The organism is Stenotrophomonas sp. YJH_SMC_40 (assembly GCF_059368615.1).
The window spans coordinates 577,969-584,821 of record NZ_JCAFRX010000002.1; the positions used below are offsets into that span (position 1 = coordinate 577,969).

Sequence of the window (6,853 nt, forward strand, 5' to 3'; positions counted from 1 at the left end):
CACGCACCGGACACAATCCATGATTCGAAGCATGACCGCCTATGCCGGCGGCGAGCGGGTCACCCCGTGGGGCACGCTGGGCTGCGAGCTGCGCTCGGTCAACCACCGCTTCCTGGAGGTCGGCACCCGCCTGCCCGAGGAGCTGCGGGCGCTGGAACCGCAGCTGCGCGAGCGCATCGCCGCGCGCCTGAGCCGTGGCAAGCTGGATCTGGTGATGCGCCTGCGCGCGCCGGAAGCGGCGGCCAACCTGCAGGTGGACGAGGCCCTGCTGGGCCAGCTGGGCCGCCTAGCGCACCGCCTGACCTCCGATTTCCCCAACCTGCAGGTCAGCTTCACCGACCTGCTGCAGCTGCCGGGCGTGACCCGTGGCGAGGCCACCGACGCCGCCGCCCTGCAGGTCGAGGCGCTGGCGCTGCTGGACCAGGTGCTGGATGGCTTCGTCGAGGCCCGTGAGCGCGAAGGCGGCAAGTTGGCTGAGGCCATCAGCGAGCGTGTGGACGGCATCGAACGCATCGCCACCGAAGTCCGCACGCTGATTCCGGCCATTCGCGACGGCCAGCGCGCCAAGCTGGCCGCACGCCTGGCCGACCTGCCGCACCCGGTCGACCCCGGCCGCGCCGAGCAGGAACTGGTCCTGTGGCTGCAGAAGCTGGACGTGGATGAAGAGCTGGACCGCCTCGGCAGCCACATCGTCGAGATCCGCCGCGTGCTCAAGCAGCGCGAGCCGGTCGGTCGCCGCCTGGACTTCCTGCTGCAGGAGTTCAACCGCGAAGCCAATACGCTGGGCTCGAAGTCGGTGGACAGCCGCACGTCCAATGCCGCGGTGGAGCTGAAGGTGCTGATCGACCAGATCCGCGAACAGGTGCAGAACATCGAGTGATGTTGCACCCCGCAAAATGACAAGGGCGCCTTCGGGCGCCCTTGTCGTTCCAGCGCATCAGCGCACGCTGACGCCCGGCGCTCCTTCGCTCAAACGCCCGACCACGGCTGCCTGGCCGAACCCCGCGTCGTGGAAGCAGGCCAGCACCGCATCCGCCGCTTCCGGGGCGCACGACACCAGCAGGCCGCCGCTGGTCTGAGGGTCGGTCAGCAGTGGCTGCCAGTGTGCCGGCAACCCATCGGCGAAGCGCACCTCGGTGCCATAGGAGGCCCAGTTGCGGTTGGATGCGCCGGTCACGCAGCCACGCTGCAGCAGCTCCAGCGCCTGCGGCAGCAGCGGCACCTGTGCACTGTCCACCTCGGCAGCGACACCACTGGCGCGGCACACTTCCAGCAGGTGGCCGAGCAGGCCGAAGCCGGTGACGTCGGTCATGGCATGCACGCCGTCCAGCGCAGCCAGCGGCACGCCCACGGTGTTCAGGCGGGTGGTCGACGCGATCATCTGCTGGTAGCCGTCGGCCTCCAGCACTTCCTTCTTCAGCGCCGACGAATACACGCCCACGCCCAACGGCTTGCCCAGCACCAGCACATCGCCGGCGCGGGCATCGGCATTGCGCTTGAGTCGTTGCGGGTCGAGCACGCCGATCGCGGCCAGGCCGTAGATGGGTTCCACCGAATCGATGCTGTGGCCACCAGCCACCACGATGCCAGCATCGGCGCAGGCGCGTTCGCCACCCTGCAGGATGCCGCGGATCGTGTCCTGCGGCAGCGTGTTGATCGGCATGCCGACGATGGCCAGTGCGAACAACGGCCGGGCGCCCATCGCGTACAGGTCCGACAGCGCGTTGGTGGCGGCGATGCGGCCGAAGTCGAACGGATCGTCGACGATGGGCATGAAGAAATCGGTGGTGGCGACGATTGCCTGGCGATCATCGAGGCGGTACACCGCGGCGTCGTCGCTGGTCTCGCGCCCGACGAGAAGCTCAGCCGGAGCGGGAAGCGCTGGAACGCAACGCAGCAGTTCGCTCAGCACGCCCGGCGCGATCTTGCAGCCGCAGCCGCCGCCATGCGCGAGAGAGGTCAGTCGTTGCGGGGCATCGGCCGTTGAAGGGGCGGGGGACTGCGCGTGCGTGGCCATGCCGACATCTCCTGCGGGAACGCGAATGGCGGAAGGCAGCAGGAGTCGAACCTACCAGGGAACGATCGACGCCCCCTACTGGGTTTGAAGCCCAGCCGCATGCCCGGATGCGCATGCCTTCCGAAAGTACGGCGGTACCGGTGGGCTCAGTCGCGGGCTGCGTTCCACTGCAGGTCGCCGCGCGGCCGATGCTGGTCACCGACGCGTCGAGTGTAGCCAACGCGATTGAAGAACTCCAAGATCTGGATGCTGCGTTTGCGGCCCAGGCCGATGGCATCGCGGAACGTGGCCGCATCCACCGTGCCGCTGGCCTGTGACAGCTGCGCGACGATCGCGGCGAGTTCCGCAATGCACGCGGGTGCATAGAACAGGTCCGGCACCACCTGGAACAGCTCGCCACGTGCGGTGGCGCGGCGCAGGACGGCGCGGACTTCGTCTTCGGCCAGGCCGATCTCGGCAGCAAGGGTGCGCACCCACGGCGGATCGAAGCCACCGGCGTGCAGTTGCGGCAGCACGCGTTCCAGCAGCAGACGCTCGCGTTCCGGTGGCGCATGGTCATGCCCGGGCAGGCGCCACCAGGCACCCACGCGTTGCACGCTGCCGTCGTCCAGCAGGTCCTGCAGCAGCGCATTCCAGAGGCTCGCTGCAAGCGCGGGCAGGGTGCTGCGCTGCAGGCGGCCGCTGTCGACACCGGGTTCGTCCGGGCGTCGCTCATGCCATCCACGCAGTGAGGCGATCACCTGCTCGCGCAATGCCTGCCAGTGCGACACAAGGATGACTACCGTGTCTTCGCGGGTGACGATGCGTCGCGTGTCTGCAGGAAGTTCGATCCGGTCGGCGGCGCGCCGGCAGTAGCGCTGCAGCGCGGCCATGGCAACGCCGAAGGGCGCCTGCTGCAACAGTGGGCCGATTCCCGCACCCGCGGCCAGTTGCTCCAGTGCTCCCAGCCATGCGAGCCGTGCAGGACTGCGCCGGCGCCGCTGTGGCGGGTCCGGATCGAGCACGAGGCCGCCGCCCAGCGTGTGGGTGGCCGCTGAATCGCGGGCAATGAAGCGATCGCCACACATCGCACAGACCGGAGCATCGAACACCAGCTGCACCAACTGCCCATCACCGTGGTCATGGTCCTCCAGCAGCACCACATGGGCCTGCCGGTGCATCGTGCCCCAGTGGATATGCAGCGGTGCCCAGTCGCGCAACGGTGCGGCCAACGCGGACAGCCGCAACCGCACATCAACGCGGGTGGTGGCCAGCAGTGCGCGTGCGTCGGCGATCCAGTCACCGCGGCGGATGTCATCACGGGCGATGGCCGCCAGGTTCAGCGCGCAGCGCTGCCCGGCCATCGCGTGGTCACTGGCCTGGTTCTGCGCGTGGATGCTGCGTATGCGCACTTCAGTGGCGGCCGGCATCAGCTGCAGATGCTCACCCACCGAGGCGATGCCGCCGTGCACTGCACCGGTCACCAGCGTGCCATGACCGGCCAGCGAGAACACGCGGTCCACCGGCATGCGGAACAGCTCGCTGCGCAGTTCGACCTGGCGCGTGCTGGCATCGTCCGCCGCCCACGCGTGCAGCTGGGTACGCAGCGCGTTGATGCCAGCATCGTCGGGTGCGGTGCTGTTGCAGGTGAACACAGGGGAATCCTGCAGTGGCGTGCCGGCCAGCAGGGCAGCGACCTCGATCTCGACCCGGGCCAGGCGCGCCGCATCCACACGGTCGATCTTGGTCAGCGCCACCGCACCCCGGTTCACGCCCAGCAGCTGCAAGATGGCCAGATGCTCGCGGGTCTGTGGCATCACGCCGTCGTCGGCAGCGATGACCAGCAGGGCGACGTCGATACCCGTGGCGCCGGCCACCATCGTGTGCACGAAGCGCTCGTGGCCTGGCACGTCGACGAAACCCAGCGTCGCGACAGGACCTGTGCCGTCCCTGCGTTCCACAGGAACATAGGCATAGCCCAGCTCGATGGAAATACCACGCGTACGCTCTTCCTGCAGGCGATCGGTTTCGATGCCGGTCAGTGCCCGTACCAGGCTGGTCTTGCCATGGTCGATATGCCCGGCGGTGCCGACGATCATGCCTGCAGCGTGCTCCACTGGGCGAGGAAGTCGGCTTCGTCGGCCGGTTCCAGGCAGCGCAGGTCCAGCCACAGCGCGTCATCGGCAATGCGGCCCAGCACGGGTCGCGGCAGCTGACGCAGGCGCTTGGCCAGGCGATCCAGTCCGCCACGGCGCGCGCTGGTAATGCGCAGTCCGGCGCTGGCCAGCTGCGCCTGTGGCTGGGCGCCGCTGCCGATCTGGCTGTGCATCGAAGCAGGCTCGAGGCTGTAGTCCGCCGCCAGCGAGGCACGCATCGGCTGCAGCAGGCGCTGGGCCTGCGCATCAATGTCATCCTGCGTGCGCGAGAGCGTGCGCAGTGTCGGCAGCCGCTGTGCCAGCAGCTCGGGTTCGCGGTACAGGGCCAGCACCGCCTCCAGTGCGGCCAGGCCCATCTTGTCCATGCGCAGTGCCCGCTTCAGCGGGTTGCGGTTGATCCGCGCGATCAGGTCCGCGCGACCGGCGATGATGCCGGCCTGCGGGCCACCCAGCAGCTTGTCGCCGCTGAACGAAACCAGATCGGCGCCGTCCGCCAGTGTTTCCTGCACGGTGGGCTCGTGCGGCAGGCCGAACGTGGCCACATCGCACAGGCTGCCACTGCCCAGGTCCACCACCAGCGGCAGACCGTGTTCGTGCGCGATTGCCGCCATCGCCGCGGTGTCGACCTTGGCGGTGAAGCCGGTGATCGCGTAGTTGCTGGCGTGCACCTCCATCAGCAGTGCGGTGCGGGTGCCGATGGCGTTGGCGAAGTCAGCCGGATGGGTGCGGTTGGTGGTGCCCACTTCCAGCAGTCGCGCACCGGCGCTGCGCATCACGTCGGGAATGCGGAAGGCACCACCGATCTCCACCAGCTCGCCGCGCGACACCAACACCTCACGGCGGTTGGCCAGGCTGTTGAGCAGCAGCAGGACCGCTGCCGCATTGTTGTTGACCACGGTGGCGGCTTCGGCACCGGTCAGCTCGCAGATCAGTGCCTGTACCCGCGCATCGCGGTCGCCGCGACGGCCACGGATGACGTCGAACTCCAGATCGACCGGCGCGGTCATCGCGCGGGTGACTGCCTGCGCCGCGGCCTCGGGCAGCAATGCGCGACCCAGGTTGGTATGCAGTACGGTGCCGGTCAGGTTGAACATCGCTTGCAGGTCCAGCCGTGCATCGGCTGCCAGTGCGGCCTCGACCGCTGCCACCAGCGCCGGGCCGTCGACCGCTTCCTGCAGCTGCGCGGGCGACAACTGGCCGGCGCTGACACGCTCACGCAGCACCTGCAGGTGCGAACGCAGCAGCTGGGTGATGCGGCTTCGACCGTGGCCTTCGATCAGTGGCGCCAGTGCAGGCAGGCGCAGCACCCGGTCCAGCGAGGGCAGGGCGGCGGCCGATGCCGGGGCGGGGGGCATGGCTGTCATCGCCTCAATCGCCGTCGGATTGCCACAGCAGAGGATTCTGGCTGGCACGCGCATAGCCTTCCTCGGCCAGCAGCAGATCCAGCGCCAGCGTGCCGAGGTCATCGGCCACCGGCTCCAGTGACGGGTCCTTTTCCAGATACAGGATCTTGCGGTAGCTGTGACAGTGGTCGCAGGTCTCGGCACGCACCGCGCTCTCGCGCACCGCCTCGCCGCTGTCGCCGTCCACATCGGCCAGGGCGCGATAGGCGATGTCCTTGCCGGCGGCACCACACTGGCTGCACTGCACGCGCACGTAGTGCCACTGGCAGGCGCACAGCGAGCACGACAGGTAACGGTAGGACGCATAGGGTGCGCGTGCCTGCACCACGCTGGTCACCGGCAACGTGCCGCACAGCGGGCACAGCCCTGGCGCATCAGCCAGCGGCTTCAGGTCGGTAGGGCGGAAGCTGGCTGCGAGCACCGCCCAGTAAACCTGCAGTGCGTTCATCACCAGCAGCGCAGCGACCGCATCCACCGACGGCGCGTCATCGCGCTCCAGCACCGCGTGCGCCTGCGCATCCAGCCAGGCGTCGTCGGCCGCGGCGACGCGTTGCAGCTCCTGCCGGGTTTCCACCGGCAGCCCGGCTTCGTCGGCACAGTGCTGGCACAGCGTGCGTAGCCAGTCGCGCCAGCATCCATCCAGCTGAAGCGTGTTGGCCGGCCGCAACGGCATGCCGGCACCGGCCGCCGCACTCGACTGCTGCGCGCGCGCCTGCGACTGCAGTGCCTCGCGCTGCTGCGGTGTCAGTTCATCCAGCAGCGCCTGCTGTGCATCGGCCAACGCCGCCAGCAGCTGCAGGTAACCGCCGATGGCACTGTGCGCGGCCAGGCTGCGCAGGCGCGTCGCGCGCTCAGCGAACAGTGACTCGATATCGGGCAGGATGATGCGCGGCACATCGCGCGAGGCGAGCGTCTCGATCTCACCGGGTTCAAGGATGCGTTGCGCCATGCAGGGCCAGCCAGAAGAACCGGCCTCCATCCTCGCCGTTGTCGGCGCTCGCGTCCAGCGGGTTCAAACAACGCAGTCGAGCAAAGCAGTCGAGCACGGCTCGACTCTACAAAAACCGGTTTCGGTCGTTGCCATGTTCATCGTGTCGACCAAGGTCGACACCCACCAGCAACGGGAAACTGTCGAAGGCGGGGCACTGTGGGTTTGCGGGGTGTCCGCGGCATGGATGCCGCGGCCAAGCCCCCAGGGTGAAGTGACCCCCGGGAGTTGGACGTCAGATCCAACCCCCGAGGGATACATGAACAGATATGACGCACGTTTCAAACTGCAGGTCGCCAAAGAGGCCTGC

6 protein-coding genes and 1 tRNA gene are annotated in these 6,853 nt (G+C 68.6%); 2 read left to right on the top strand and 5 right to left on the bottom strand.

Annotated elements, in window-relative coordinates:
* The first annotated feature begins 19 nt into the window (after positions 1 to 19).
* A complete protein-coding gene (locus AC5P6X_RS05630; protein ID WP_088435709.1) occupies positions 20 to 880 on the top strand; it encodes a YicC/YloC family endoribonuclease in 861 nt (286 codons plus the stop codon).
* A gap of 57 nt (positions 881 to 937) precedes the next feature.
* Here the strand turns inward: AC5P6X_RS05630 and selD are convergent, their stop codons facing one another.
* From selD to fdhE, 5 genes are all read right to left on the bottom strand, one after another.
* On the bottom strand, positions 938 to 2,017 hold the full coding sequence (gene selD / locus AC5P6X_RS05635; protein WP_088435708.1) for a selenide, water dikinase SelD: 1,080 nt from the start codon (positions 2,015 to 2,017) through the stop codon (positions 938 to 940).
* Between the two features lie 26 nt (positions 2,018 to 2,043).
* A tRNA-Sec gene (locus AC5P6X_RS05640) sits at positions 2,044 to 2,139 on the bottom strand.
* 24 nt (positions 2,140 to 2,163) lie between these two features.
* Positions 2,164 to 4,095, bottom strand: a complete 1,932-nt coding sequence (selB, locus tag AC5P6X_RS05645) for a selenocysteine-specific translation elongation factor (protein WP_108270754.1) — start codon at positions 4,093 to 4,095, stop codon at positions 2,164 to 2,166.
* A complete protein-coding gene (gene selA, locus AC5P6X_RS05650) occupies positions 4,092 to 5,516 on the bottom strand; it encodes an L-seryl-tRNA(Sec) selenium transferase (protein ID WP_099605233.1) in 1,425 nt (474 codons plus the stop codon). The genes selB and selA overlap by 4 nt, the downstream gene beginning before the upstream one ends.
* Positions 5,517 to 5,520: 4 nt before the next feature.
* The gene (fdhE, locus tag AC5P6X_RS05655; protein WP_049450492.1) at positions 5,521 to 6,504 is read right to left on the bottom strand and encodes a formate dehydrogenase accessory protein FdhE; all 984 of its coding nucleotides are present in this window, start codon (positions 6,502 to 6,504) and stop codon (positions 5,521 to 5,523) included.
* On the opposite strand from fdhE, the gene AC5P6X_RS05660 reads away from it, so the two are divergent.
* Positions 6,503 to 6,853, top strand: a 351-nt coding sequence (locus AC5P6X_RS05660; RefSeq protein ID WP_495215345.1) for a hypothetical protein, incomplete at its 3' end; no start/stop codon positions are given. The two genes, fdhE and AC5P6X_RS05660, sit on opposite strands and share 2 nt — an antisense overlap.